The sequence below is a fragment of the Halobacterium sp. NMX12-1 genome, from assembly GCF_040435975.1.
GTDB lineage: Archaea > Halobacteriota > Halobacteria > Halobacteriales > Halobacteriaceae > Halobacterium > Halobacterium hubeiense.
Window position 1 is genome coordinate 2,146,252 of the sequence record NZ_CP159204.1, and the last position, 22,771, is coordinate 2,169,022.

Below are 22,771 nucleotides of genomic sequence, written 5' to 3' on the forward strand. Positions count from 1 at the left end.
TCAGTCCCGCTTGACGACGTGGCAGTTCCGGCACCGTGCCTCGTAGGACTCCTCCGCGCCGACCATGATGGTGGGGTCGTCGTAGTGGGCTGGCTCGCCCTCGATGAGCCGCTGGTTCCGGGTCGCGGGCTCGCCGCACTGCGTGCAGATGGCCTGGAACTTCTCGACGTACTCGGCGACCGCCATCAGCTGCGGAATCGGGTCGAAGGGCTCCCCGCGGAACGTCTGGTCGGTGCCGGAGACGACGACGCGGCGGCCGTCGCTGGCGAGGTTCTGACAGACCTCGACGAGCTCGCCGGGGAAGAAGTTCGCCTCGTCGATGGCGACGACCTCCTCGCCGTTCAGGTGGCTGGGAATCTTCAAGACGCCCTCCGCGGTGGTGTCGACGACCGTCGCCTCCCACGTGCGGCCGGCGTGCGAGCCCAGCGTCGCCTCGCCGTACCGGTCGTCGATGGCGGGCGTGAACGCCGCGACCGACTGGCCCGCGATTTCCGCGCGCCGCAGCCGCCGCAGCAGCTCCTCCGTCTTCCCGGAGAACATCGACCCCGTGATGACCTCGACCCACCCGGAGTTCGTAATCGCGTGCATGCTCACAACGGGGGCGGTCGCGGGGCAAAACGCTTGCTCATCTGGGGCGGCGATTACGAGCAGGCAGGAATTCACCCGCACCTATTTTGTGCGGGCTTCCCTCTCGGGGCGTATGTACGACGACGTCCTGTTGCCGACCGACGGGAGCGGCGCCGCGGACGCCGCGGTGCCGCACGCGATCGAGCTCGCGGACCGCTACGGTGCCCGCCTCCACGTCCTCTACGTCGCCGATACCACCGAGTACAGCACCGTCACGTTCGAGGACGACGTGGTGGACCCGCTGGCCGAGGAGGGGCAGTCGGTCGTCGACGAGGTCGTGGAGAAGGCGGGCGACCTGAACGTGGAGGCCGTCGGCGTCGTGATGAAGGGCGGCGCCTACGAGACCATCCTCCAGTACGTCGAGGACGAGGACATCGACGTGGTCGTGATGGGGACCCACGGCCGCCGCGGGCTCGACCGCGCGCTGCTCGGGAGCGTCACCGAGCGCATCGTCCGCACGTCGGACGTGCCCGTGCTGACGGTCAGAGAGGACGAGGAGTAGTCGGGCGCGGCGGTCCGCCTGCGGTCAGATTCCGCGGACGGTCTCGATGACGCCGAACGACTCCAGCGCCATCCACGCGAGGAAGACCGCGTACAGCAGGAGGAAGCCGACGGCCTCGCGGTCGCTGAGTTCGAGGTGAGTCCGGGTGGTGACGACGAACACCAGCGTCGCGAACGCCAGAAAGCCCATCGTCGGCACCGCGACGCGGAAGTCGATGGTGGCGGTGCCCGCGAGCAGGACGCCCAGCGGGATGGCGACGAGGAGGTTGAACGTGTTGCTGCCGAGGACGTTCGTGACGCTGGTGACGCTCTCGTCGTTCTTCGCGGCGCGGACGCTGACGATGGCGTCCGGGAGGCTGGTCGCGGCGGCGATGACGGTGACCCCCCAGAGGAACGTCGGGGTGTCGAACGTCGCGCCGAACGAGAGCGCGGCGCGCACGATTCCCTCGACGCCGACGCCGATGACGACGAGCGCGACCGCGAGCGTGGCCCACTCGCGGCGCGGGCGCACGTCCGGCGCCGGCTCGGGGACGTGCTCGGTGGCGTCCTGCTGGTGGAGGAAGACGTAGACGCCGTACGTGGCCAGTGGGATGACGGCGAGCGACGGCGTGAGGATTGCCGCGCGGTTCGTGCCGCCGGGGACGTAGGTCGCGCCGAGCGCGAACACGAGGAAGAGGACGAGAATGGAGATGACGTAGAACTGCGCGTCCTTGTGGACGATGTCCCGCGTGGTCGAAAGCTCCTCGCTTGAGAACGCCGACAGCGCGGGAATCACGAGGAGGTTGAAGATGGCGCTCCCGACGATTGCGCCGACGCCCAGCGAGAACTCGCCGTGGACGACCGTGCTGACGACGATGGAGCTAATCTCGGGGAAGCTCGACCCGACCGCGACGACGATGGCGCCGTGGACGGCCACCGGGAGGCCGTAGTACTTGCTGAGGCGCTCGGCGGCGCGCTCGAAGAAGCCACTCCCCTTCCAGATGACGGCGGTGCCGGCGACGACGAGCGCCAGCGGAACGAGAACCCCTGCCATTGACCGTGGCGTACAGTCGGCGGTCGGTTATTCGTTCTCCCTTCGAGGCAAGTCGGCGGGCGCTCACGCCGCGAGGCGCGCGACCGTCTCCTCGCCGCGGTCTTCGAGCTCCACGAGGCCGTCGTCGGCGAGGTCTTCGAGCAGCCCGCGGAGCCACTCGCGGCCGGTGTCGCCGCCGTAGTCCACGCGGACTCGCGGGCCGAGTTCGTCGAGCTCGAGTTCGCCGTGCTCGCGGAGCGCGCCGACCGCTCGCCCGCGCTTCTGCCGGCGGCTCCCCTCGAAGGTAGACTGCTCGGGGACGTCCGGCGCGGAGAAGTCCCCGGAGGCGTACGCCGCACACCACTCCCGCCACGGACACCCGGCGTCGTCGCAGTTCGGCGACTTCCCGCACGCGACGCCGCCTAACTCCATGATGGCGTTGTTCCACACTTCGGACTCGCCATCCGGCATCAGTTCGTTCGCCGCTTCTTCGAAGGCCGCGTCGTCGTCCGGCACGTCGAACGCGCGGTAGAGCACGCGCTTGACGTTCGTGTCCACCACGGCGTCGCCGTTGTTGAACGCGAACGACGCGACGGCGTTGGCGGTGTACGGGCCGACGCCCATCAGCTCCGAGAGTTCGTCCGGGGTCTCGGGGAACTCGCCGCCGTACTCCTCTTCGACCTGCCGGGCGGCTTCGTGGAGATACTTCGCGCGGTTGTTGTACCCGAGGCTGTTCGCCGACCAGAACCCCACCACGTCGGCGCGGTCGGCGGCCGCGAGGTCGGCTGTCGTCGGCCACTTCTCGAGGAACGCGTGGTAGGCGTCCTCGACGCGGGAGAGCTGGGTCTGCTGGCTCATCACCTCCGAGACCAAGATTGCGTACGGGTCGTCGGTGCGCCGCCACGGGAAGTCCCGGTGGCCGTCCTCGTACCACGCCACGAGCGCGTCCCGGACGGCGTCGGCGTCGCCGGGGAGCGCGTACTCCCCCTCGCCCTCAGTCATGGCCGGGGCTTGGAAACTCGCGCGCTTAGGGGTGGTGGTTCGGCCCGGACGCCCAACGAAAAGGCGTATGGCGGCGCCAGCACACGTCCCGCGTATGAGCCTCGACGACCTCGAAACCGACGTCGAACTGGCGTACGACGACCTCGACGACTACGCGTTCCTCGACCGCGAGAGCCGACAGGAGCTTGCGATGCTGGGCGCGGCGCTGGACGCCGACACGGACGAGCTGCTGCGGCGTGCGATTCACCTGCTGTTCCAGTCCACCACCGAGTCCGGCCGCCTCGACTTCCACCTGCGCTCGACGTACGACGTCACGTACGACGAGTACCTCTCCGGGATGACTTTCGACGAGATGACCGGCGGCGCGTCGGTCCAGCAGCCCGACGACGACCGCCGCTACCAGTTCTGACACGGGACGCCGACGGAATGCGGTCCTGTTAAATCCCGGACGCGCCGACTACGAGTCATGCGAGACCGAACGCGACGCGACGTACTGCGCGCGACCGCTGGCATCGGCGCGACGGCGGCGCTCGCCGGCTGTCTCGGCGGTGGCGGTGGCGGCGATGGTGACGAGGACATCGAAGCGCTGGACGCCCCCGAGGGCACGGAAGTCGTCGAAGTCGGCCCGGACGGGAACTACGTCTTCGACCCCGAGGAACTCACGATTTCGACGGGGACGACCGTGCGGTTCGTGTGGCTGTCCGGGACGCACAACGTCGCCGTGTCGAGCCAGCCCGCGGACGCCGACTGGTCGGGCCACGAGACCATCGAGCAGCGCGGCTTCTCCTTCGAGTACACGTTCGAGGTGCCGGGCCGCTACGAGTACGTGTGTACGCCCCACCAGACGCAGGGGATGACCGGCGCAGTCGTCGTCGAGGAGTAGTTACTGCACGTCGTCGCTGTGGCCCGTCGAGGGCCCGGCCTTCGTGACTTTCGGGTCGTCGAGGGCGTCGAGGAAGACGTCCATCGCGACGTCGATTTCGCGCTCCGTGACGTCCAGCGGCGGGAGGATGCGCAGCGTCTTGTAGCCGCAGCCGAGCAACAGCAGCCCGCGCTCTAGGCAAGCTTTCACGACCGCTTCGCGGCGGTCCTTGGTGTCGAACTCGACGCCGAGCATCAGGCCGTTCCCGCGTACGTCCGTGACGAACCCGGGCGCGTCGTCCGCGAGAATCTCCTTGACCTGGCGGCCTCGCTCGGTGACGTTGTCCAGCACGCCGTCGCTGGTGATGGCGTCGATGGTGGCGACGCCCTGTGCGGCCGCGAGCAGGTCGCCCGCGCCCCACGTCGAGGAGAGCCGCCCGGTCTCGTCGGGGAAGAGGTCCTCGCTGGCGACGGTCGCGCCGACGCGCAGGCCCTTCGCCGAGGTGATGACGTCGGGGTCGATGCTGGTGTGGTCCACGCCCCAGAGTTCGCCCGTGCGGCCGAGCCCGGACTGAATCTCGTCGGCGATGACGGGGATGTCGTGGGTCTGCTGGATGTCCGCAATGTCGTCGGCGAACTCGTCGCTGGGGACGCGGTAGCCGCCCTCACCCTGCTGGGGTTCGAGGACGAGGTACGCGACCTCCTCGGGGTCGATGACGCCGCGCTCGGGGTGGAGTTTGTCCGCGAGAACGTTCCCGCCGGGGCCGTTGGTCTTCCACCCGCACTCGCAGTCGCCCTCGCAGGAGCAGTACGGCGCGGAGACGACGCCGCCGATTTCGGGGTAGCCGGTGCGGTGGACGGCCTTCGAGCGGTTCAGCGAGAGCGCGCCGAGCGTGCGCCCGTGGAACGCGCCGTCGAACGTGAACGCGCGGTGGCCGCCGTTCGCGTAACAGATTTTGATGGCGTTCTCGATGGCTTCCGCGCCCGTGTTCGAGAGGAAGACCGTGTCGAGGCCGTACTCCTCGGTGAGGTCCGTGAGCCGGTGGAGCAACTGGGTCGAGGTCGGCACGTCGGCGTCCTCGGGCGGCCAGCCGCCGCTGGCGTAGAAGTCCTGGCCCGCAATCTTCGAGGGGTCCACGACGTCGAACTCCTCCAAGCGGTCCATAATCTTGGGGTTGTTGTAGCCGAACGGCGCCGCCGCGACGTGGCTCGTGAAGTCCATGAGGACGTTGCCGTCCACGTCACGGCAGAACGGGCCGGCGGCGTCCTCGGTGATGTCCCAGACGAACTCGTAGACGTAGGTGCTGGGGGCGGCGTGCTCGTGGTGGTACTGAACCCACTGCTGGGCCTTCTCGCCGGGCAGGCTCCGGACGCTCGGCTCCGCGGTCTCCCTGTCCATGGTAGTGGTTGCCCGGGCCGCCGACAAAAGCGATTCGTTACGGTTCAGGCAAGCTTCACCGCGCCTCAGAGCGCGACGGCGGCGGTCGCGACCCCGCCCGCCACGAGCAGGACCACGCTGTACCCCGCGACGCGGTACGCGAACGAGCGGTTGTCGCTGGTCGCCGTGAGCGCGACCTTCACGCCGATGGAGGAGGCGGTCGCCAGCAGCACGGCGACGGTGGCGGCAGTCTCCGAGATTGCGCCCGTCCGGTAGAGCACGATGGCGGAAGTGGTCGCGCCCGCGCTGGACACCAGCCCCGAGAGGATGGCGGTCGCGTAGAGGCCCGCGGAGCCGAACTGGGTCTGCGCGAGCCCGCCGGCGACCACGACGACGAGGAACATCGCGCCGAACGCCAGCGCGTTCCGCATCGAGAACGGGCTCTCCAGCTCCATCTCGACGCGCGTCGTCCAGTCTGCGGTGGCCGCCGCGACGCCGACGCAGCCGAGGACGATGACCACCAGCGGGACGGTCGCCGACACCAGCACGCCCGTCGAGAGCGTGAACACAACGACGATGAGGAGGTTCCGCAGCGCCATCGCGGCGTTCGCCAACAGCACGCCCGCGACCGCGTACGACGCCGCCTCCGCGCGCTGGCCGACGTGGTCGAGCATCGTGCCGACGACCGCCGTCGAGGACGCCAGCCCGCCGAAGAACCCCGTGACGGCGATGCCGCGGCCGCCGTACGTCTTCACGACGACGTAGTTCACGATGCCGATGCCGGCGACGAACACGACCATCAGCCAGACGACGCGGGGCTCGATTTCGACCGCGTACGTCCCCGACCCGAGCGCGACGTTGCCGGCCGGCAACAGCGGGTAGACGACGAACGCCAGAATCGCGAACTCGAACGTCGAGCGCAGTTCCTCCCGGGAGAGCCCCCACGCGAACCCGTGGAGCTCGCGCTTGAACACCAGCAGGACGGAGCTGGTGACGGCGACGACCGTCGCGGGCAACACCGCGTCGACGGCGACGAGCACGCCGACGCCGTACGCCACCATCAGGCTCACCGCGGTCGTCAGGTGCAGTCCCTCGTCCTCGTCGCGCATCCCCGAGACCATCAGGACGCCCGTGACGACGATGACGAACGCCGCGCCGACGCTGGAGAGGTACGGCGGGCAGACGCCCGCGGCGTCCGCGCAGCGCTCCGTGTCCACTTCGGTGAAGATGGTTGCGAGGACGCTGACGAGCGCGAACGTGCGGATGCCCGCCGCCTTCTGGGCCCACTCGCGTTCGAGGCCGATGAACAGCCCGAGCGCGACCGACAGCGCGAGGCGGACGACGCGGCTGTCCACCGGAACGTCCGCCAGCGACTCGAAGATACCGGGCACTCTCGGCCGTTCACCGTCGGCGGGCAAAAAGTTGCGGGCTCGCTCGGACCTGGTGGCTGGCGAATCTTTTTGCGTCGGCCCGCCGGTAGCGTACGTAATGGACCTCGACCGCGGTCGGCTCGCGTGGTGGGCGGGCGCCGCCGTACTCACTGGCGTGCTCGCGTTCACCGTCTACTCGTTCCTCGGGACGTTCGTGCTCGGGGTGTTCGTCTACTACGCGACGCGGCCGGTCTACCGCCGGCTCGAACGCTGGATTCCCCGCCCGACGATTCGGGCGGTGGTGGCGCTGGTGACGCTGGCGCTGCCCGCGATGCTGGTCGTCGCCTACACCACCGCGGTCGGCCTGCAGGAGCTGGACCGCTTCGTGGACGCGCAGAACGTCGACCTCGGGCAGGTCGAGGCGCTCCTCGGCCCCTACCTCGACGTCTCTACCATCGTGCAGGACCCGCAGGCGTTCCTGAATCAGCCGTCCGTGCAAGAGGCGCTGGCGTCGACGGCGAGCAACGCCTTGCAGTACGTCGGGTTCCTCGGCACGCTGTTCGTCCACCTGTTCGCGGTCGTCATCGTCGCGTTCTACCTGCTCCGGGACGACCACCGGCTCGGCGGCTGGTTCCAGCGCCGGTTCACGGACGGCAGCGGCGTCGCGGAGGCGTACGCGCGGGCGGTCGACCGCGACCTCTCGACGGTGTTCTTCGGGAACATCGTCTTCGCGTTCGCCACCGGCGTCATCGCCGCGGTGTCGTACGGGACGCTGGACGCGCTCTCCCCCGCGGGCATCGCCATCCCCTACCCGGTGCTGTTCGGGCTCATCACGGGCATCGCGAGCCTCGTTCCGGTCGTCGGCATCAAGCTCGTGTGGATGCCGCTGGCGGGGTGGCTGGCGTTCGTCGCGTTCCAGAGCGGCACGGGGTACGGGTTCGTCGCGGTGTTCGTCGCCGTCGCCGCGGTGGTCGTGGACTTCATCCCCGACTTGCTGTTGCGGCCGTACGTCTCCGGCCGGGACATCCACCTCGGGCTGGTGATTCTGTCGTACGTCTTCGGGCCGCTGCTGTGGGGCTGGTACGGGCTGTTCCTCGGCCCGCTCGCGCTCGTGTTCGTCGTCCACTTCGCCCGGCTCGTGCTCCCGGAGCTGCTGGCCGGCGAGGAGATCTCCCCGGAAGCGCTCGGCGGGGACGTGCTGACCGCCGACGAGGGCGAGCAGACCCACGTCTCGGAGTTCGAGTCGGAGGGAGAAGCCGAGGAGTCCTAGTCAGCGCGCTTCGAGGCCGGTGCCGTCGCGCGGGCAGTACGCGAACTCGGGGTCGCGCGTTCGGAACCCGCACTCCGGACACTCGTAGACGGTGGGTTCCTCACTGCGTCGCCGGAACAACAGCGGAATCAGCGGGACCGCGAGGAAGAAGACGGCGACGTCGAAGACGACCCACGCGGCGACGCTGACGGCGAGACTCGCGAGCACGCCCACGGCGGCGGTGGCGGTCCGCGAGGAGACCACGGCTAGTCGAGGTCGACGTACTGCTGTTCCCACTCGCGGCGCGCGGCGATTTCGCGGCGGCCGCGGCGGGTGAGCGTGTAGTAGTTGGTGCGCTGGTCGAGCTGGCCCTTGTCCACGAGGCCCTTGTCCACGAGCGTGTCGAGGTTGGGGTAGAGGCGGCCGTGGTGGATCTCGGACTCGTAGTACTCCTCGAGTTCCTCCTTGATGGCGAGGCCGTGGGGCTCGTCCAGTCCGGCGACGACGTAGAGGAGGTCTCGTTGAAACCCTGTCAGGTCGTACATATGTCTTACTCTCGTTACGTTTTTCGACTGGTAGAGCATAAGCGTAGGGGATTGCGATGGCGGTTGCCGACAACTGCCCGGCCTGTACCGAAGTGACATGTCGAAATCGGTGACTCCGGGAGCGGGGTCGCGGCGGTCCCCCGAACTTTATGCCGGCCGGCCGGCGACACGCTCACATGGCCGGCGCGGACGCCCACGACCTCGCGGACGTCTCGCCGACAGCGTGGCGACTGCTCCGCGTCGCCGCCGACTTCAGCCAGCGCGACGTCGAGCGGGAGGTCCCGAACCTCCAGCAGGCCCACGTCTCGATGCTCGAAGGCGGGAACCGCGGCCTCTCCGCGGACCGCCGCCGCGAGCTGTTCGCCCTCTACGCGGCCGAACTCGACGACGAGCAGGTGGCCGCCCTCGTCGAGCACTTCTGAGCCACCCCGCCGAGAGTGAATCCGTTAATCATTAACGATAGCAGTCGCCAGTGGTCGTGTATCAATGATACAGATGGACGTTCGCTCGACGCGCGGACGGCTCGCGGTGTTCGGGCTCGCGCTCGCAGTCACCGCAGTCATCGCGCTCGCACCGACCCCCGAAGGCCTCGCACTCGAAGGGAAGTACGCCATCGCCACGATGGCGTTCGCGGGCGTGCTCTGGGTGACCGGCGCGCTCCCGCTGGCGGTCACCGCACTCTCGATTCCCGCGCTGCTGACCGCGTTCGGCGTGTTCGGCGACCTCGACGACGCGCTCGCGCCGTTCGCCGACCACCTCATCTTCCTGTTCATCGCGGGGTTCATGCTCGCGAACGCGCTCCAGAAGTACGACATCGACCGCCGCATCGCGCTGTACATCATGGCGCGCATGGGCTCCAGCCCCCGCAAGCTCATCCTCGCCGTGATGGTCGCGACGGCCATCCTCTCGATGTGGGTCTCGAACACCGCCACCAGCGCGATGATGACGCCCATCGCGGTCGGCGTGCTCGCGCAGGTCGTCGGCCGCGACGAGCTCACCGAAGCCGGTGACGACGACCCCACCACGAACGTTCAGGTCGCGACCCTCCTCGGGACCGCGTACGGCGCCAGCGTCGGCGGCGTCGGCACGCTCATCGGCACCCCGCCGAACGCCGTCGTCGCCGGCGTGCTCAACGACCAACTGGGCTACGAAATCGGGTTCGCCGACTGGCTGCTCATCGGCCTCCCCATCGTCGTCGTCACGCTCCCCATCGTCTGGTACGTCCTCACGTACTGGCTGTTCCCGCCGGAAATCGAGGACGTCAGCGGCGCGCGCGAGGAAGCGCGGCGCTACCTCCGCGAGGAAGGCGAGCTGAGCACGCGCGGCCGCCGCGTCGCGTACATCTTCACCGCGACCGCCGGTCTCTGGGTGCTGGGCGGCCTCGGCGGCCCCGTCTGGTGGCTGTTCGAGACCGTCGGCCTCAGCACCGACACCGCGAACGTCCTCCACACCACGCTGTTCGGCGGCAGCGGCCAGACGCTGTTCGGCACCGAGGGCGGCTATCAGGGCCTGCTGTACTACGTGATGGTCGGCCTCTATGCCATCCCCACGCTCGTGCTCGCGGACACCACCGAGTGGGAGGACCTCGTGGACATCGACTGGGGGACCATCCTCCTGTTCGGCGGTGGCCTCTCGCTGGCCTCCGGGTTCGCGAACAGCGGCGCGACGCGCTGGATCGCCGAGACCATCTTCGGCTCGCTCACCGGCCTCCCCATCGTAGCCATCGTCGCCGCCGTCGTCCTGCTGGTCATCTTCCTCACCGAGATGACCTCCAACACCGCCACCGCCACCATCATCGTGCCCGTGCTCGTCTCCATCGGCGGCATCCTCGCCGCGACGCTCGGGCTCGCCGAGGAGTCCGCAGCCATCTTCCTCTCGGTCAGCGGCGCCATCGCCGCGAGCTTCGCGTTCGCGCTCCCGGTCGCGACGCCGCCCAACGCCATCGTGTTCGGCTCCGGCTACCTCGAACAGCGCGACATGATGCGCGCCGGCGTCGTCCTCAACCTCCTCATGACCGCGGTGCTGACGCTGTTCATCTGGCTGCTGTTCCAGTTCGTCTGGCCGATGTTCCTCTGGTAGCCCGGCCGGACGCCCCGCTTCGGCGGACTCGTCGCGGTGGGACTCCGCGACGGCCGTGCTACCTTACCTCTCGGAACTGTTATCCGTGTAACGCGTCTCTCTCTGGTCGTAATGGCAGCAGGCAACGTTGACTTCTTCAACGACACTGGCGGCTACGGTTTCATTTCGACTGACGACGGCGACCTCGACGACGACGAAGACGTGTTCTTCCACATGGAAGACGTCGGCGGTGAAGACCTCACCGAGGGCACCGAGGTGGAGTTCGACATCGAGTCCTCCCCGAAGGGCCCGCGCGCGGCGAACGTCGTCCGACTGTAATCCGACGACCCACCTGTCGCTGACAGCGACAGCCGACACTCCCGAATTTTTCGCCGATTACGCGTCCGAGCGGCGGCTCTGCACGCGATACAACGAACTACGACAGTCACTCGTGAGCGACGTCCGTGACGCTGTGGCTCCGAGTTCGGTGCAACGGAAAAGGATGCGGAGCCGAAAAATCGGCCCCGCAGCCGCCCTGAATTGGTCCCCGCTGACGCTTCGGCCCTCCAAAGCGAAGCGTCACTTGGGTCAAAACGGGCGACGATAATAAACCTATCCCCGGCAGTAACGGCTGCCGCTACATGTGCTCTTCTTCGAGCACCCAGCCGAGCGCGCGCCGGTAGTACGTGAACATCTCGCGGACGCCCTCGTGGTTCATCTCCTCGGAGTCGAGCTGTTCGGCGAGAAACTCGTACTGCTCGCGGATCTCGTCCTCGCTGCGCATACCGGCCGTCGGAGCGCCGGCCGTATCAATTGCCGTGTTACCGCCGGTCGAGGCGCGAGAGCCCGTGCCAGATGGCGTTCACCAGCTTCTCCTCGCCGTCGCCGTCGGCGTCGTCCCAGCCGCGGGCGAGCGCGTCCTCCAGCGCGTCGAGGTCGTGGTTCTCGAAGTTGTTCATCCCGCGGAACGCCTCCAGCGCCTCCCGCGCCTCGTCCCCAAAGTCGCCGGACGGCGTCCCGTCGTAGAACCCGAGGCTCGCGAGCGCTCCCTCGACGGCTTCGGCGGTGTCGCCGTCGAGTTCGCGGTACTGTTCGGGGTCCTCGCGTTCGAGGAGCGTGACGTCGTAGACGCGGAACACGCGCTCCAGCTCGTCGATCGGGTGCTCGTGGTCGTCCACGCGCACGTCGATCCAGCGGTCGTTCCCGCCGTCGTAGCCGCCCTCGGGCTTGGCGACGTACAGCGCCGCGGACTGCTCGCCGCGCTGGTCGCCGCCCGCCTCGTTGCCCGCGTGCAGTGCCGCGATGAGCTTCTCCGGGAGGCCGCCGTCGGTCGCCTCGAACGTGTCGGCCATCGCGTCCACGGTCTCGCGGTTCTCCAGAATGTTCCCCTGTACGGTGTAGTGCTCGCCCTGCCGGTCGCTGGCGTGGTCGAAGCACTCCTCGCCCGTGAACGCAGCCACCGAGCCGTCCTGCCCCACGATTCCGACTTGGCGTTGCGGGGCGTCCTCGTCGTCGGCGGTGAGTCGCTCGATTACTTCGTCGGCCGAGTAGCCGTCGCGGAGCAGGTCGAGTCCGTCCGGGCCGTACGCGACGTTCGCGAAACTCTGCGTGGCGATGGCGCCCGCGTCGGCGCTGGCGAACGGGACGACCGCGCCGACGCCGACGAACTTCGACTGCACGGCGACCCCGACCGCGTCGGTCTCGGGGTCGCGCGCGACGATGGAGAACGTCATGGCCGGCAGGTGGCCGCCCGCGGCCAAAAGCCTACGGCTCGACCACCTCCGTTGCCGTCTTCTCGGCGGTCAACGGCTGCCGGTTCGCCAGCGAGACGTCGAACTCGGGGTGCTCGACGAGGTGCCACAGCACCATGTGCCGGCGGCCCGCCGTCAACCCCGTCGTGGAGAGGTCGTCGGCGGTGAACTCCGCGGGCAGTCGCTGGCAGAGCCGCGCCAGCGCGTCGAAGGAGTCGAACACCTTGCGGTTGCCGGCGGAGTCGGCGCCCCGCCGCTCCACGACGTAGCTGCCGTCCGCGCGGTGGACGCCGACAGTGTTCACGAACGCCTCCCGGGCCGTCAGCGCGTCGTCCAGCGAGTCGCGTAGCTCGGCGGCGTCCTCGCGGGAGAGAAGCAGTTCCTCGTCGCCGACGGTGACGGCGACCCGGCCGCCGCGGCGCTCGACGTGGTGGTCAGGCGAGCGGTCGGATTTCTCGACCAGCCACGTCGCCGTGGCTTACTCTATCCTCGGCTGCCGGCGTCGTCAGATTCTGACTCGGCATCGTGAGCGGTGGTTGCGGACACACCCAGTTAACTCCGGTGGTGGGACAGACCCACCTGTCCGACCGTGCGCCACGACTCGACCCCGGGCCGCCGTTCGATTTTTCACCCGACTCCGGGAACACCGACGCATGGCGCCGCCGACGACCGTCCTGTTGCCGACCGTCGAGTGGACCGACGCCTGCGAGGAGGTAGCGTCCCAGCTCCGCCCCGAGGACGAACTGCTGGTCGTCTGCGACACCGAGGCGGACCCGGTCGCCGAGCGCGCGGGCGACCTCCCCGAGCAGACTGCCCTCGTGTTCGCCGGCGAGCCCGAGGCGTGTTCGGGGAAGGCCAACGCTATCGCCGCGGGGATGGAGGCCGCCGCGCACGACCGCATCGTGTGGACCGACGACGACTTCCACCACCCGCCGGACTGGCTGGCGACGCTCAACGCCGACTACGAGCGCCACGGTCCCGTCTCCGAGCTCCCGTTCTTCGTCGGCCGCGACCCGCTGTCGAAGCTGCTGGAACCCGTCTACGCGCTCGGCGGCACGCTCGGCGTCTACGCCACCGACCAGGCGTGGGCGGGCGCGGTCGCCTTCGAGCGCGACGACCTCGACGCCGACGCGTTCCTCGCGGACCTCCGCCGGACGGTCAGCGACGACGGCCTGCTCGCCGAGCGCCTCGACGTCACGCCGCTGCGGCGCGCGCGCCGCGTCGAAGTCGGCGGCACGCTCCGGCGGACGCTGGAGCGCCACGTCCGGTTCACGAAAATCGTCGCCACCCACGACCCCGGCGGGCACGTCGTCACGGCGCTGGTGACGCTCGCGCTCTCCCTCGCGTGCCTGTTCGCGCCGCTGTCCGCCGCGGTCGGCCTCACCGGGTTCGTCGCGGGCGTCTACGCGGCGTTCGGGGTTCGCCGCTGGACCGCGCTGCTCGCGTACCCCGCGGCGCTGGCGGCGATTCCGCTCGGCGTCTACGCGCACGCGCGCCGGACGTTCGTCTGGGGCGGCCGGCGCTACCGCTGGCGCGGGAAGTTCGACGTCGAGGTCGTCGAGGACTGAGCTACGCGTCCGCGACCGTTTCGACCCACGTCGCGAGGTCGGCGACGACCTCGCCAGCGACGTTGTCCGCGAAGTAGAGGTGCGCCATCGTCGTCGGCTCGTGGGCGTCCCTGAAGTAGTGGCCGACCTCGGGGTAGCGCTCCACGCGGCTCCCCTCGGGGAGGTCGAGACTGTTCCACTCCGCGTACCGCTGCTCGTGGAACGTCACGAGCTCCGGCTGAACGTCGGGGTCGGCGCGCCCCGACGTCGCGACGAACGCGGGCGCGTCCAGCGCTTCGGCGGTCGCGCCGGCGTCGTACTCCCGGAGGCTGTCGTGCCACCGGCCCGGCCGCCCGAACACCTCCTCGTCGGGGTCGTAGTCGCCGTCCGCGACGCGGCGCAGTTGCTCGCGGAGCGCCGCCAGTTCGGCTTCCTGTTCGTCGGAGAGGTCGCCGTCGGGCTCGAACTCGTACCGGAGCACCGGCGTCTCCGGGTCGCTGACCTGCTGGACGGCGCCGTCGAGGTTCGCGACGCCCGCGACGCCCCCGTGCCGGTCCGCGATTCGCGGCGCGGCGGTTCCGCCCTGACTGTGGCCGGCGACGAACACGCTCTCCTCGCTCACCGCGTCGGTCGCCGCGAGTTCGTCGACCGCGGCGACGGCGTCGTCCACGACCACGTTGTCGAGCGTGTACTCCTCGGTGGGGACGTCGTGGTCGCGCAAGCGCTTCGCGTACCGGAGGACGGCGACGCCCTCGGTCGCCAGCCCCCACGCGAAGTCCTTGAGCACGTTCGAGAGGCCGCCGTCGGGGTCGTGGATGCCCGCGCCGTGGACGAGCACGACGCCCGGGAACGGTCCGTCGCCGTCCGGGACCGCGAGCACGCCGTCGAGGGCGACGTCGCCGGCATCGACGGTCACCTCGCGCTCGTCGAACGCGTCGAGGTCGGCGTACGCGGGCGGCTCGTGGGCGGTCGGCAGCGAGAACGCGACGACGGCGCCGTCCTCGACGCCCAACTCCAGCGTCTGCGTGCCGTCCGCGAACCCCAGCTCGGCGAGCGCGCACGGCGCCTCGACTGCCAGCGTCTCGACGCCCTCGAAGTCGCCGTACTCGCCGTAGAGCCCGTACCAGAACTGTTCGAGGGCGTCCTCGGCGTCGGCGACGTCGCCGAGGTCGTCGGGGTAGGCGTCGACGACTGCCTCCCGGCCGTCGTCGGAGAGCAGGTCGGCGGCGGCCGCGGGGTCGCCGTCCGCCACGCGGACCGCGAACTCGCGGGCGGTCTCGCGGACCGTGTTGGTTTCGAGAGCCATCTAGACTGACGGTTGACGAGTCCGCGGCAAATAGGTTGGTGGTGTGACAATGGGACGCGAGACACGGGTGTTTTGCCGCGCGCTCCCCAAAGGCGACGCATGGACGTGCGCGGCGAGCGGGAGTGCAAGTCGTGTGGGACGCGGTGGTCGTACTACGAGACGGGGAGCGTGGAGTGCCCCGACTGCAGGAGCATGCGCAGCGTCGGCGTCGGCGAGCGGAGCACGCACACGGACGGGAACGCCGACCTCGACCTCTCGGCCGCCCGCGAGGCCGCCGCCGACGGCGACCTGCGCGGCGCGCTCGACCCCGCGGCGGACGCGTGCCGCGACTACTGCCAGTCCCGGGGGTTCGTCTCGGGCGGCGACCTCCTCGACCTCGACGACACCTACCTCGCGGCGCAGGAACTGCGGCGCGCGGCGGTCCTGCTCGGGGACGCGCTCCGCACCAGCGACGACGCGGAGCGCTACGTGCTCGCGCTGTTGAACGGCGCCGAGGACGGCGAGCGGCCCGCGCCCGACGAAGTGCCCGAAGCCCTGCGGGCGGTTCGCGGACTCGCGTACGCGGCGGCGGTCGACCACTACCGGACGGACGTGCGGACGTACTGCGGCGGCGAGGTGCCCGAGCCCGAGCGCGGACTGCTCGAACGCCTCCGCGACCACGCCAAGCGCGTGCAGGCGCTGGACGGCGACGTGGCTCCCGAGGACTCGGAGCGACTGGTCGAAGCGACGCGCGCCATCGCGGACGCGCTCCGCGGCGACGAGTCGGGCGTCGAGCGGGCGCGCACCCGTCTGGACGCCTTGGCGCGGTAGCTCGGACGTTTCGAGGCCGGGCGGTCCACCGCATTTCTTTTAGTAGTCAGCGTCGTCGATTCATCTTATGAGGTCTCCGACACGACGGACGGCTCTCGCCGTCTGCATCGCCCTCCTCCTCGTCACGGCCGGCTGTAGCGGCGGCACGGGGCCGAGCAGCACAGCCACGAGCAGTGACGCGGCTACCACGGGTGCCGCGACCACGACCACCGCTGACGACGCGCCCGCTCCGGAGCCCGAAGTTCCCGCCAGTTCGACCGGCGTCGATACCGGGAACGGCACGTGGTCGCCGAACGTCGGCGTCGAGGAGTACCCGCCGGGCGTCGCCGAGAACGGCACGCTCGCGAACGTCTCCGCGCTGCTGGACGCGCACTTCGCCGCGACGGCGAACGCCTCCGTGGTGTTCACCTACGGGATGACCGGTCCGAACCAGACCGTCTCCCGAACCTACGGCCACGGAGCGGACGGGCGGCCGTTCTACAGCAGCCGCGACGAGAACACCAGCGACGGGGGCAGAGTCGTTGAGGAGACCTACTGGAACGGGTCGCGCGGCTACAGCCGGGTGTACGCCTCGACCCGCCCGGAGCTGGGGACGGTCCACCGGGGCTTCCAGAACGTCACCTACCTCCTCGAAACGTACAAGCCAGGGGGTGAGGCATTCGGCCGACGCACCGACCTTGGGACCCCGCTTCATCTGGGCAACTACAGCGTCAACGGCACCGTCGAGCGCGGTGACCGGACACTCGTCGAGTTGACCGCCGACGACGCCTCGGGCGACGCCGCAGATTCGATGACGGACTTCGACGGCCGAGTGCTCGTCACGCCCGACGGGGTCGTCTACGAGGCTACGTCGTCGACCACTCAGAGTGCCGACGACGGCACCGAGGAGCGCTACGCGTGGAACGTCTCACTGCAGACGGGCGTGGAGTGGACGGGGCCGCCGGCCTGGATGGACGACATCCCGCAGCTCTCGGTGTCGATAGTGGAGGACGGCCGCGCCGTCGAACTCCGGAACACGGGCGGAGCGGCCCTCCCCGCGAACACCTCACTGGACATCTTCGCGAGGAACGACCCCCTCCACGGGGAGGTCCGCAGCGGCGAGCCGCGTAACGCGAGGAGCGGCCTCCGCCCGCCCGAACGGGCGGCGACCGTCACGACCGACGTGCGCCTGGAACCCGGCGAGGCCGTCTACGTGACGGCGGGCGCCGACGGGAACGCGTCGTCATTCGCGCTCCACGACGAACCGACGAGCGGGGAGTACACCTTCGGGTTCGCCGGCGTCCGGAGCACGGACGGCGACGTCGGTTACTACCTCGGAACGGGCATCGTGTCCTGGAACACCGAGTGAGACGAGCGCCTTCCCGTCGAGAAGTCGGGGCGAGCAGCGCCGCAGACAGTAGGAGCGACGAACTCGCGGTCAGGGAAGCGTCACGTCGACGCCGGTCTGCTCGCCGGCGGCCTTCACGGTGTTGTAGAGCAGCATCGCGCGCGTCATCGGGCCGACGCCGCCGGGAACGGGCGTGATGGCGCTGGCCTTCTCCTTGGCGCTCTCGAACTCGACGTCGCCGACGAGCTCGTAGCCCTTCTCGGTGTCGGCGTCCACGCGGTTGATGCCGACATCGATGACGACGGTGCCCTCGGAGAGCATCGAGCCGTCCACGAGTTCGGTGACGCCGGCGGCCGCGACGACGACGTCCGCGCGGCGCGTGTGCGCGGCGAGGTCGTCGGTGCGGCTGTGACAGACGGTGACGGTGGCGTTGCCGCCCGCGCCCTTCTGCACGAGGAGGTTCGCGAGCGGCTTTCCGACGATGTTCGAGCGGCCGACCACGACGACCTCCTTGCCCTCGGTGTCCACGCCCTCGCTTTCGAGGAGCTTCTGGATGCCGTGGGGCGTGCAGGGCTTGAAGCGCGCGTTCCCGGCGACGAGTTTCCCGACGTTCTCGGGGTGGAAGCCGTCCACGTCCTTCGCGGGGTCGACCGCGGAGAGCACGCGCTCGTCGGGGACGTGCTCGGGAGTCGGGTCCTGCACGAGGATGCCGTGGACGTCCTCGCGGGCGTTGAGCTCCGCGACCGTGTCGAACAGCTCCTCGGCGGGCGCGTCGGAGTCGATGCGGACGTCCTCGGCGGCGATGCCGATCTCCTCGCAGTCGCGCTGTTTCATCGAGACGTACGTCTCGCTGGCCTGCTTGTCGTTCATCAGGACAGTCGCGAGCCGCGGCGTGACGCCGGCGTCCTTCAGCGTCGCCACGGAGTCCGCGAGTTCTTCCCGGATGTCGGCGGCGACGGCGTTCCCGTCGATGATACTCGTCATGACGGAAACTCCGCGCTCGCCCGCCTTCAATTCGGCGGTTCGTGCACAAAACAGCGGTTCGTCCGTGAAGAATATTCACGAACGCCCAACAGTCACTCGTACAGCGGGTGTTCGCGGCAGAGGTCCTCGACGGTCGCGGCGACCTCGGCGTACACCTCGGCGTCGCCGACGTTGTCCACGACCTTCGCGATGCAGTCGCCGACCGTCTCCATCGCCTCCTCGTCGAAGCCGCGGGTCGTCAGCGCGGGCGTGCCGGCGCGGATGCCCGACGGGTCGAACGCGGACCGCGACTCGTCCGGCACGGTGTTGGCGTTCAGGACGATGCCGACCTCTTCGAGGGCTTCCTCGGCGTCGCCGCCGGAGACGTCGGGGTGGGAGTCGCGGAGGTCCACGAGCACGAGGTGGGTGTCGGTGCCGCCCGAGACCAGCGAGAAGCCGTGGTCCTGGAGCGTCTCACCGAGCACCTCGGCGTTGCGAACGACCTGTTCGGCGTACTCGTCGAAGGAGTCGTCGAGCGCCTCCTTGAAGCCGACCGCCTTCCCCGCGATGTTGTGCATCAGCGGGCCGCCCTGCGCGCCCGGGAACACCGCCGAGTCCACGTCGTCGGCGTACTCCTCGTCGCACATGATGATGCCGCCGCGGCCCGCGCGAATCGTCTTGTGCGTCGAGCCGGTCACGAAGTCCGCGACGCCGACCGGCGAGGGGTGTTCGCCCGCCGCGACGAGGCCCGTGATGTGCGCGATGTCCGCCATGTGGTAGGCGCCGACGGCGTCGGCGGCCTCCTGGATGCGCTCCCACTCGACCTCCCGGGGGTACGCCGAGAACCCCGAGACAATCATGTCGGGCTCGAACTGCTCGGCGGTCTCGCGCAGCCACTCGTAGTCCAGCCGGCCGGTGTCGGCGTCGACCTCGTACTGCTCGACCTCGTACAGCTGGCCCGCGAAGTTCGCGGGGTGACCGTGGCTGAGGTGGCCGCCGTGCGTGAGGTCCAGCGAGAGAATCTTGTCGCCGGGCTCCAGCACGGAGAAGTAGACGCCCATGTTCGCCGACGAGCCGCTGTGGGGCTGGACGTTGGCGTGGTCGGCGCCGAACAGCTCTTTCGCGCGCTCGATGGCGAGTTCCTCGACGTCGTCCGCGAACTCGCAGCCGCCGTAGTAGCGCTCGCCGGGGTAGCCCTCGGCGTACTTGTTCGTGAGCTCGCTGCTCTGGGCTTGCAGGACGGCTTCGCTGGCGTGGTTCTCGCTTGCAATCATCGCCAGCGTCTCGTTCTGCCGGTGGCGCTCGCCGACGAGCGCGTCCGCGACTGCCGGGTCGACCTCCCGGACATCGTCGTAGCTCATGCCTAGAGTGGCCGGTGCGCGCGGCATAAGTCTACCGAGGACGCCATAATTCACCCCCGCTCCTCGACAGAAATATAAGTCCGCTGGGAGTACGTGACAGCCGCGTGATTCAGTGGGAGGAAACCGGAACCGGAGTGGCTGCGGCCGACGCGGCCGGCAACGAGGTGACGGTTCGCGCCCCCGACTGGAAGCGCGTCCGCGGGGGGCGGGCGCTCGGGTGGCCAGCGGACGCCACGGTGGCCGGCGTCGCCACCGAACTCTCCGTGCCAGCCAGCGACGCGTCGGTGGCCGCGGGCGGCGCGCGCACCCCGCTGGCGACCGGCGAGCGCCGCCGCCTCGCCGCCGGCGAGTACGTCCTCGAAGCCGGTGGCGCGCTCGACGTCCGCGTCGGCTTCGACGGCCCCGCGGTCGTGGAGCGCGGCGACCGGGTTACCGTCACCTTCGACGCGCCGACGGACATCGCAATCGGCTTCCGCAGCGACGTCCGCGCACCCGCTGAAACAATCACCATCCCGAAGACGCTGGACGGCGTCGCGACCGCGGTAACCCACGCCGCGGCCGCCCATCGCACGACGACGCCGGACCGGTCGGCGCGACACCAGCGTTCTCACCCGCCGCAGTTCGCGTTCGGGGACGCGGTGGACGTGCCCGAGGCGGTCGCCGCGGAGACGCCCGAGACGGGCGTCGAACTCCGGCTCCCGCGCTCGCTTGCGGACCTGTTCGTCGCGGCGCCGCTGGCGTACTACCTCGGCGCCGAGGTCACCGTCGAAGCCGGCGTGGCGCCGCGGCTGCGCGCGCCCGATGCGGACGTGAACTACGCGTTCGACTCGCTGACCGTGGAGGTGCCGGAGTTGCTGGCGCGCGTCTTCTGGCTGGACTGTCTGGTCCGCACGGCCGTCCCGCCCGAACAGCGCCGCGCCGTGCCCGCCCGCGAGCCCGGGGACGTGACGCTCGCCGAGCACGACCTGCTGGACGTCCTCGACGTGGACCCGGTCGCGGCCTACGACGCGACGCCCGCCGACCGGCTCGCGACGTACCTCGACGCGCCGTTCGAGCGCGTCGCCGACGACCTCCCGGAGTGGCACCTCTCGATGCACGTCGCGCCCAGCCTCGACCACGTCGAGACGCTACCGTTCCTCCTCGACCGGCTGGCGCTCGTCTACCCGCCCGAGACCGCCGCGTTGGAGAGCGAGGAGCTACTGGAGCGCACGCTCGACGACTTCTACCGCGGGCCGCCCGGCCCCGTCGCCAGCGTCGAGATGCTGAAACCGAAGCTCCGGGACGGTCGTTGGCAGGGCTGGCTCGCGGACGGCACGCCCATCGACGTGTTCAAGAGCCAGCCCGCGGCCTACCGCAACCACCTCGACTACCAGCGCGAGCACACGGAAGAGCTGTCGGTCGCGGTAGTGCTCAACGACCGCAGCATGACCGGCGAGCACGAGGCGGTCGCGGACGTCTACGAGGCGCACGCCGAGTCGCTGCCGATGGACGTCTCCTTCTTCGAGGACCTCACCCGCGAGGAGCTGGCGGACGTGCTCGGCGGCCACTACGAATTTCTCCACTACATCGGCCACTGCGAGGTCGAGGGGCTGCGCTGCGCGGACGGCAACCTCGCCGTCGAGGACGTCCCGGAGACGAACGTCGAGACGTTCTTCCTGAACGCCTGCGGCTCCTACTACGAGGGCGTGGACCTGGTGGAGCGCGGGAGCGTCGCCGGCGCGGTGACACTGCGGAAGGTGCTGGACGAGCAGGCCGCGAAGGTCGGCATCGCGTTCGCGGAGCTGCTCGTCCACGGCTTCCCCATCGAGACGGCGCTCCGGCTGGCGCGCCGCCGCATCCGGATGGGGAAAGACTACGCCGTGGTCGGGGACGGGATGCAGACGCTCTCCCGGACGGACGGCGACGGCGCGCGCGTCGCACACGTCGAGCGCGACGGCGACGGGACCTGCGAGGTGACCTACGAGTACGTCGCCGCGGACAGCCACGGTTGTTGGTACGACGTCGACGCGGCCGCGTCGAAGCCGCGGCTCTGCGGGAACCCCACGGAGTTCGAGGTTCCCGCACCAGAGCTGGCGGACCTGCTGGCGGACGCCGACCACCCGGTCGTCGTCGACGGGGAGTTCTACTGGTCCGACGAGGCCGCCGCGCTGCTTCGCCCGAGCGTCCGCGACGCGAAAACGGGCGAAAGCCGCCGATAGCGCTCGATTATCGCGGTTTTACTGGTCTCACGTCCGGTAAAATTAAATACGTCGTGACCCTATACGCACCCAGAGATGTCACAGAATCTACTGGGGACCAGCGTGGACGCCGTCGTCCGCACCGTCCTCGACGCCGAGCCCGGCGAGCTGTTCGTGGTGAACCCCGCCGGCGAGACCGTCGAGGAACTCGTCGACGCCGCCAACGCCCACGAGGGGGAGCTCCCGTCCATCCGCCTGCTCGGCGACGAGCGCACGCTGAAGGACGTGACCGACGACTTCATCGTCGCGAGCAACGCCGCGAACCTCGTCGAAGCCGGCGACCTCGAGCTTCGCGTCTTCGACGGCGACGCGCGGAGTTCGATGCTCGTCACCGAGGACCGCACGGTCGCGCTCGTCGGCGTCGGGGGGCTCGTCGGCGGCCTCACCACCGACGACGCCGAGTTCACCGAGACCGCCTACGACGCCGTCGCCGACGACTGGGACGACGCCGAGGCGTTCACGCTCCGCACGCCCGCCATCGACCGCGTCCGGCAGACGCTCGACGAGGACATCAGTCCCGACGTCGAGGCCGACTTCGATGCGGTGCTGGCGTCCATGGAGACCGCCCGCGGCGACGGCGACGGCCTCGACGAGGTCACCGTCAGCCTGCTGGTCGCCGCGAAGAACCGCGAACTGCTCTACGACATCAGCAAGTGGGGCGAGGACGTCGGCATCGCGTCGAAGGCGACGTTCTCCCGCACGAAGACGAAGCTCGAAGACCTCGGGCTCATCGACACCGAGAAGGTCCCCATCGACGTCGGCCGGCCGCGGCTCCGCCTCAAGCTCGCCGACGACCGCCTCGAGGACGCGCCGCCCGCGGAACTGGCGAACGTCGCCCAGTCGGTCCTCACGTAAGCCCTCCGCCG

General features: G+C 69.8%; 25 protein-coding genes. 12 read left to right on the plus strand and 13 right to left on the minus strand.

Going from position 1 to position 22,771, the window contains the following annotated elements; genetic code table 11:
• Nucleotides 1-588, minus strand: coding sequence for a thymidine kinase (locus ABSL23_RS13055; RefSeq protein ID WP_353634046.1), 588 nt, complete (start codon nt 586-588; stop codon nt 1-3).
• 112 nt (nt 589-700) lie between these two features.
• Here ABSL23_RS13055 and ABSL23_RS13060 point away from each other — a divergent pair, with 112 nt between their 5' ends.
• Nucleotides 701-1,129, plus strand: coding sequence for a universal stress protein (locus tag ABSL23_RS13060; protein WP_353634047.1), 429 nt, complete (start codon nt 701-703; stop codon nt 1,127-1,129).
• 24 nt (nt 1,130-1,153) lie between these two features.
• Here ABSL23_RS13060 and ABSL23_RS13065 read toward each other — a convergent pair whose 3' ends face one another.
• Together ABSL23_RS13065 and ABSL23_RS13070 are read right to left on the minus strand one after the other, a co-directional pair.
• Nucleotides 1,154-2,161, minus strand: coding sequence for a sodium:calcium antiporter (locus ABSL23_RS13065; protein ID WP_353634048.1), 1,008 nt, complete (start codon nt 2,159-2,161; stop codon nt 1,154-1,156).
• Nucleotides 2,162-2,224: 63 nt separating this feature from the next.
• Nucleotides 2,225-3,142: an A/G-specific adenine glycosylase gene (locus tag ABSL23_RS13070; protein ID WP_353634049.1), complete on the minus strand. Its 918-nt coding sequence runs from the start codon at nt 3,140-3,142 to the stop codon at nt 2,225-2,227.
• A gap of 94 nt (nt 3,143-3,236) precedes the next feature.
• Here ABSL23_RS13070 and ABSL23_RS13075 point away from each other — a divergent pair, with 94 nt between their 5' ends.
• Nucleotides 3,237-3,551, plus strand: coding sequence for a hypothetical protein (locus tag ABSL23_RS13075; RefSeq protein WP_353634050.1), 315 nt, complete (start codon nt 3,237-3,239; stop codon nt 3,549-3,551).
• A gap of 57 nt (nt 3,552-3,608) precedes the next feature.
• Nucleotides 3,609-4,025, plus strand: a complete 417-nt coding sequence (locus tag ABSL23_RS13080; protein ID WP_059057080.1) for a plastocyanin/azurin family copper-binding protein — start codon at nt 3,609-3,611, stop codon at nt 4,023-4,025.
• Here ABSL23_RS13080 and ABSL23_RS13085 read toward each other — a convergent pair whose 3' ends face one another.
• Both ABSL23_RS13085 and ABSL23_RS13090 read right to left on the minus strand, forming a co-directional pair.
• A complete protein-coding gene (locus tag ABSL23_RS13085) occupies nt 4,026-5,402 on the minus strand; it encodes an aspartate aminotransferase family protein (protein WP_353634051.1) in 1,377 nt (458 codons plus the stop codon). It lies immediately after the preceding gene.
• Between the two features lie 65 nt (nt 5,403-5,467).
• On the minus strand, nt 5,468-6,772 hold the full coding sequence (locus ABSL23_RS13090) for an MgtC/SapB family protein (protein ID WP_353634052.1): 1,305 nt from the start codon (nt 6,770-6,772) through the stop codon (nt 5,468-5,470).
• Between the two features lie 97 nt (nt 6,773-6,869).
• Here ABSL23_RS13090 and ABSL23_RS13095 point away from each other — a divergent pair, with 97 nt between their 5' ends.
• Nucleotides 6,870-8,021, plus strand: a complete 1,152-nt coding sequence (locus ABSL23_RS13095) for an AI-2E family transporter (RefSeq protein WP_353634053.1) — start codon at nt 6,870-6,872, stop codon at nt 8,019-8,021.
• Here the strand turns inward: ABSL23_RS13095 and ABSL23_RS13100 are convergent, their stop codons facing one another.
• Both ABSL23_RS13100 and ABSL23_RS13105 read right to left on the minus strand, forming a co-directional pair.
• Nucleotides 8,022-8,264, minus strand: a complete 243-nt coding sequence (locus ABSL23_RS13100; RefSeq protein ID WP_353634054.1) for a hypothetical protein — start codon at nt 8,262-8,264, stop codon at nt 8,022-8,024.
• Between the two features lie 2 nt (nt 8,265-8,266).
• Complete coding sequence (locus ABSL23_RS13105) at nt 8,267-8,545, minus strand: PadR family transcriptional regulator (protein WP_058983503.1); 279 nt, start codon at nt 8,543-8,545, stop codon at nt 8,267-8,269.
• 176 nt (nt 8,546-8,721) lie between these two features.
• Here ABSL23_RS13105 and ABSL23_RS13110 point away from each other — a divergent pair, with 176 nt between their 5' ends.
• The 3 genes from ABSL23_RS13110 to ABSL23_RS13120 all read left to right on the plus strand — a co-directional run bounded on the left by ABSL23_RS13110 (nt 8,722) and on the right by ABSL23_RS13120 (nt 10,942).
• Nucleotides 8,722-8,967 (plus strand): hypothetical protein, encoded by a 246-nt coding sequence (locus ABSL23_RS13110; protein WP_353634055.1) that lies wholly within the window; start codon nt 8,722-8,724, stop codon nt 8,965-8,967.
• 64 nt (nt 8,968-9,031) lie between these two features.
• Nucleotides 9,032-10,624: a DASS family sodium-coupled anion symporter gene (locus tag ABSL23_RS13115; protein ID WP_353634056.1), complete on the plus strand. Its 1,593-nt coding sequence runs from the start codon at nt 9,032-9,034 to the stop codon at nt 10,622-10,624.
• Nucleotides 10,625-10,735: 111 nt separating this feature from the next.
• Nucleotides 10,736-10,942 carry a cold shock domain-containing protein gene (locus ABSL23_RS13120; RefSeq protein ID WP_059057085.1) on the plus strand — a complete coding sequence of 69 codons (207 nt, stop codon included), beginning with the start codon at nt 10,736-10,738 and terminating at the stop codon, nt 10,940-10,942.
• Between the two features lie 298 nt (nt 10,943-11,240).
• Here ABSL23_RS13120 and ABSL23_RS13125 read toward each other — a convergent pair whose 3' ends face one another.
• The 3 genes from ABSL23_RS13125 to ABSL23_RS13135 are packed head-to-tail and all read right to left on the minus strand — an operon-like array spanning nt 11,241 to nt 12,817.
• The gene (locus ABSL23_RS13125) at nt 11,241-11,387 is read right to left on the minus strand and encodes a hypothetical protein (RefSeq protein WP_169793401.1); all 147 of its coding nucleotides are present in this window, start codon (nt 11,385-11,387) and stop codon (nt 11,241-11,243) included.
• 37 nt (nt 11,388-11,424) lie between these two features.
• Complete coding sequence (locus ABSL23_RS13130) at nt 11,425-12,336, minus strand: DUF1028 domain-containing protein (protein WP_353634057.1); 912 nt, start codon at nt 12,334-12,336, stop codon at nt 11,425-11,427.
• Nucleotides 12,337-12,367: 31 nt separating this feature from the next.
• On the minus strand, nt 12,368-12,817 hold the full coding sequence (locus ABSL23_RS13135; protein ID WP_353635383.1) for a hypothetical protein: 450 nt from the start codon (nt 12,815-12,817) through the stop codon (nt 12,368-12,370).
• Nucleotides 12,818-13,007: 190 nt separating this feature from the next.
• On the opposite strand from ABSL23_RS13135, the gene ABSL23_RS13140 reads away from it, so the two are divergent.
• On the plus strand, nt 13,008-13,922 hold the full coding sequence (locus tag ABSL23_RS13140; RefSeq protein ID WP_353634058.1) for a glycosyltransferase: 915 nt from the start codon (nt 13,008-13,010) through the stop codon (nt 13,920-13,922).
• 1 nt (nt 13,923) lies between these two features.
• Here the strand turns inward: ABSL23_RS13140 and ABSL23_RS13145 are convergent, their stop codons facing one another.
• Nucleotides 13,924-15,207: an alpha/beta fold hydrolase gene (locus ABSL23_RS13145; RefSeq protein ID WP_353634059.1), complete on the minus strand. Its 1,284-nt coding sequence runs from the start codon at nt 15,205-15,207 to the stop codon at nt 13,924-13,926.
• A 99-nt stretch (nt 15,208-15,306) separates the two neighbouring features.
• Here ABSL23_RS13145 and ABSL23_RS13150 point away from each other — a divergent pair, with 99 nt between their 5' ends.
• Complete coding sequence (locus ABSL23_RS13150) at nt 15,307-16,017, plus strand: TFIIB-type zinc ribbon-containing protein (protein WP_353634060.1); 711 nt, start codon at nt 15,307-15,309, stop codon at nt 16,015-16,017.
• A 67-nt stretch (nt 16,018-16,084) separates the two neighbouring features.
• Complete coding sequence (locus ABSL23_RS13155; protein WP_353634061.1) at nt 16,085-17,365, plus strand: hypothetical protein; 1,281 nt, start codon at nt 16,085-16,087, stop codon at nt 17,363-17,365.
• A 69-nt stretch (nt 17,366-17,434) separates the two neighbouring features.
• Here the strand turns inward: ABSL23_RS13155 and ABSL23_RS13160 are convergent, their stop codons facing one another.
• Complete coding sequence (locus ABSL23_RS13160) at nt 17,435-18,328, minus strand: bifunctional methylenetetrahydrofolate dehydrogenase/methenyltetrahydrofolate cyclohydrolase (RefSeq protein ID WP_353634062.1); 894 nt, start codon at nt 18,326-18,328, stop codon at nt 17,435-17,437.
• Between the two features lie 92 nt (nt 18,329-18,420).
• The gene (glyA, locus tag ABSL23_RS13165; protein ID WP_353634063.1) at nt 18,421-19,668 is read right to left on the minus strand and encodes a serine hydroxymethyltransferase; all 1,248 of its coding nucleotides are present in this window, start codon (nt 19,666-19,668) and stop codon (nt 18,421-18,423) included.
• A 104-nt stretch (nt 19,669-19,772) separates the two neighbouring features.
• On the opposite strand from glyA, the gene ABSL23_RS13170 reads away from it, so the two are divergent.
• A complete protein-coding gene (locus ABSL23_RS13170; protein WP_353634064.1) occupies nt 19,773-21,866 on the plus strand; it encodes a hypothetical protein in 2,094 nt (697 codons plus the stop codon).
• Nucleotides 21,867-21,941: 75 nt separating this feature from the next.
• Entirely contained in the window at nt 21,942-22,760 is an 819-nt protein-coding gene (locus ABSL23_RS13175) for a DUF5821 family protein (RefSeq protein WP_059057095.1), read from the plus strand.
• Nucleotides 22,761-22,771: the final 11 nt, after the last annotated feature.